Annotated in this window: 3 protein-coding genes and 1 pseudogene; 2 read left to right on the top strand and 2 right to left on the bottom strand. The window is 68.7% G+C overall.

Annotation, left to right across the window (positions count from 1 at the left end; all coding sequences use genetic code 11):
• Positions 1–28: 28 nt before the first annotated feature.
• Entirely contained in the window at positions 29–1585 is a 1557-nt protein-coding gene (locus G6045_RS39810; RefSeq protein ID WP_165337129.1) for a helicase HerA-like domain-containing protein, read from the top strand.
• 96 nt (positions 1586–1681) lie between these two features.
• Here G6045_RS39810 and G6045_RS39815 read toward each other — a convergent pair whose 3' ends face one another.
• Positions 1682–3223, bottom strand: coding sequence for a M28 family metallopeptidase (locus G6045_RS39815; RefSeq protein ID WP_165337130.1), 1542 nt, complete (start codon positions 3221–3223; stop codon positions 1682–1684).
• 187 nt (positions 3224–3410) lie between these two features.
• Positions 3411–3572, bottom strand: a complete 162-nt coding sequence (locus G6045_RS39820) for a hypothetical protein (RefSeq protein ID WP_165337128.1) — start codon at positions 3570–3572, stop codon at positions 3411–3413.
• A 34-nt stretch (positions 3573–3606) separates the two neighbouring features.
• On the opposite strand from G6045_RS39820, the pseudogene G6045_RS41835 reads away from it, so the two are divergent.
• Positions 3607–3731: pseudogene (locus G6045_RS41835) on the top strand (HhH-GPD-type base excision DNA repair protein); the annotation flags it as partial.

Here is a 3731-nt window from a genome sequence, read left to right on the forward strand (position 1 = left end):
CGGCCCCGCGCCCACCCCCGGTGTCGCGCTGCCCGAAGAGGCGGCCGCCATCGCCGGGGGCTATGCCTTCACCGGCGAGGCGCTCGACCTCGGGGCGCTGCTGTGGGACGGGCAGTGCCTGCCCGGCGCCCAGATCCGTATCCCGCTGTCCATGCTCAACCGCCACGGTCTGGTCGCCGGCGCCACCGGTACCGGCAAGACCAAGACGCTGCAGCTGATCGCCGAGCAGCTGGCCGCGCAGGGCGTCCCGGTGTTCCTCGCCGACATCAAGGGCGACGTCTCCGGGATCTCCGCGCCCGGCGAGGCGAACGACAAGGTGCAGGAGCGGGCCCGGGACGTGGGGCAGACCTGGGAGGCCAAGGGTTTTCCGAGCGAGTTCTACGCGCTCGGCGGGATCGGCCCCGGTATCCCCGTACGCGCGACGGTCACCAGTTTCGGACCCGTACTGCTGTCGAAGGTGCTTCAGCTCAACCAGACGCAGGAGCAGTCGCTCGGCCTGATCTTCCATTACGCGGATCAGAAGGGCCTGGAGCTGCACGACCTCAAGGACCTGCGGGCCGTCGTCACCTTCCTGACCTCGGACGAGGGAAAGCCCGAGCTCAAGGGCATCGGCGGGCTTTCGAGCGTCACGGCAGGGGTGATCCTGAGGGCGCTGACGGCCTTCGAGGCGCAGGGCATGACGCCGTTCTTCGGGAACCCCGAGTTCGACGTGAGCGAGTTCCTGCGGACGGCTCCCGACGGGCGCGGGCAGGTGTCGGTGCTCGAACTGCCGGCCGTACAGGACAAGCCGCATCTGTTCTCGACGTTCCTGATGTGGATGCTGGCCGATCTCTTCAACAACCTGCCCGAGGTCGGGGATGTCGAGAAGCCGAAGCTGGTCTTCTTCTTCGACGAGGCGCATCTGCTGTTCAACGGGGCGAGCAAGGCCTTCCTCGAGGCCATCACGCAGACCGTGCGGCTGATCCGGTCCAAGGGCGTCGGTGTCTTCTTCGTGACGCAGACGCCGAAGGATGTGCCGGCCGATGTGCTCGCCCAGCTCGGCAACCGGGTCCAGCACGCGCTGCGGGCGTTCACGCCCGAGGACCAGAAGGCGCTCAAGGCGACGGTCAAGACCTTCCCCAACTCGGCGTACGACCTGGAGGAGCTGCTCACCCAGCTCGGCACCGGTGAAGCGGTGATCACCGTGCTGAGCGAGAAGGGTGCGCCGACGCCGGTGGCCGCGACCCGGCTGCGCGCGCCCGAGTCGCTGATGGGGCCGATCGAGGCCGGCGCGCTCGACGCGGCCGTGAAGTCCTCGCTGCTCTACTCCCGTTACGCGGAGGAGGTCGACCCGGAGTCCGCGTACGAGAAGATCACCGCGCAGCAGGCCGAGACCGAGGCGGCCAAGCAGGCCGAGCTGGAGGCGAAGGAAGCCGAGAAGGCCGCGAAGGAAGCGGCGAAGGCGGCCCGTTCCGCGCCCGCGCAGGATGCCTCGATGGTCGATCAGGTGGTGGGCAGCGGCATCTTCAAGTCCCTTGCCCGCTCGCTCGGTACGCAGATCGGGCGGGAGATCTCGCGGTCGATTTTCGGTACGCGACGGCGCTGACCCCGGATACGGGCACGGCCCGGACACCTCGTAAGAGATGTCCGGGCCGTGGTTTCAGGACGGTCGGGTCACTCCGTCACTTTCAGGACGGTCGGATCACTCCGTCACACGGTCGTGGTCCTCGTGCAGACCGCCGCCGCTGCCCGCGTCGCCCTCGGTGGGGGCGGACTCGACGGGCTTGGTGAGCGAGCTCAGGTCGTGGGCGTAGGTGCCGACGGCGTTGGCGATGACGTCGATGTTCGTGCCGAAGGCCGACATGTCGATGTTCTCGATGGTGTCGCAGGCCGCGTGGTAGCACGGGTCGTACGCGACGCCCGCCTCGCCGCCGAACTTCGCCGCCTGCTCAGGGGTCTTGATGCCCTCGGCGCCCGTGAAGGTGCCGCCGGCCGGGATGTCGACCGCGATGAACGGGCCGTAGTCGGAGCGCCCGGTGAAGTCGGTGCCCTCGTGCGGCTTGCGCTTGCTGTCGAGGAACTCGTTGATGTCCCGCTCCAGTTGGGCGCTGCCCTCGGGACCGGCCTCCGCGCCTTCGCCGTCGGAGTTGTCGCCGTCGTAGACGAACTGGCCGTAGTTCGGCGAGGCGATCATGTCGAAGTTGAGGTAGAGGCGGATGTCCTTGATCTGCTCCGCGGTGAGCTTCTCGACCCACTTCTCCGAGCCGATCAGACCGTTCTCCTCGGCCGACCACAGCGCGAACTTGATCTTGTTGCGCGGCTGCTTTCCGTGCCGGGTCTCCTCGGCCAGCTCCTTGGCGACCTCGAGCAGACCGGCCGAGCCGGAGCCGTTGTCGTTGATGCCGGGGCCCGCGGTGACCGAGTCGAGGTGGGCGCCGAGCATCACGGTGTTGTCGGCGTCGCCGCCGCGGGTCTCCGCGATGACGTTGTTCGTCGTCCGGGTCTCCTGGAACTCGACGATCTCGAAGTCCACCGCGACCTCGCCCTTGGCGACCTCGGCGGCAAGCGCCTCGCCCTCGGCGAGGGTGATGCCGCCGGTCGGGATACGGCCGTCGGCCGGGTCCCCTATGGTCCCGGAGAGGACTCCGTCGACGTTGTTGTAGATGATCGCGCCGGACGCGCCCGCGTCCGCGGCGGCCGCCTGCTTGATGGCGAAGGAGCAGCCGCCGCGCTTGATCAGCGCGATCTTCCCGGTGAAGGTGCCGGACGCGTAGTCCGCCGCCTCGCACCCGGTGGTGGCGTCCACCGGCACGGCGGCGACTGCCGCCTTGATGCCGCCGACCGGCGTCGACTTCGTGTACGTCATCCCCTGGATGTCGACCGTGCGCGGTGTGGGTGTCACGACCGCGAGGCGCTCGGTGAGCATCTCGGTGTAGACGAACTCGAACTGGTCGTAACTGACCTTGTATCCGGCCTTCTTGAGGTACTCGTACACATACTTCGCCGAGGCGTCGTGCCCCGGCGAACCGGCGGCGCGATGGCCGCCGTTGGCGTCCGCTATCGCCTGGAACTTCTGAAGATGGCGGTACGCGTCCTTCGCGGACGAGTCCTCGACCAGCTCACGGGCGAGCTTGCGGGCGTCCTTGGACGGGTTGCCGTGCCCGTGACCGCGGTCGGCGGTGGCCGTTCCCGCGGAGGCGAGCAGCAGGGGTGTGGCGAGCGCGACGGCGGCGAGTGCGGCGATCGTGCTGCGCGAACGAGGTGATGCGTTCACAGAGGTCCTTCCCCAAAGGCAGTGCGAACGAGGTGGGAGGGACGGTAGCGATCGGTGAGATCTCCGGAAAGAGGTTCCCTGCAACTCGTGTTCGGTTTCGCCGGATTGGCCCCGCATGTTCCTGACATGCGGGGCCACCTGCTGATCTTCTGCCGGTTCAGTCCCGGCGGTCGCGTCCCGGGTGCTCGGGCCGCAGGTCCTGCGGCTGTTCGGAGGTGGGGGTTTCGGCGGCCGGCTCGTCCGTGCGCGGGCTGCGGCGGTCGCGTACGGATTCGGCGCGGAGCAGCGCGTGCAGCACCGCGTAGGGGTCCTTGGGCATGGGGGTGTCCTTGCGCTGAGGAGGAGTTCCGGGCGAGGCGGCGGGTTCGTACGGGGACAAGGACTCCTACCGCTCGGCGGCCGACATCACCGGGCCCGAGTCGCTGGCCAAGGTGCGGGCGTTCAAGCAGGAGGCCAAAGCGGCGGCGAAGGCGGCCAA

The sequence above is a fragment of the Streptomyces mesophilus genome (assembly GCF_011044995.1).
In the GTDB taxonomy this organism is placed as follows: domain Bacteria; phylum Actinomycetota; class Actinomycetes; order Streptomycetales; family Streptomycetaceae; genus Streptomyces; species Streptomyces mesophilus.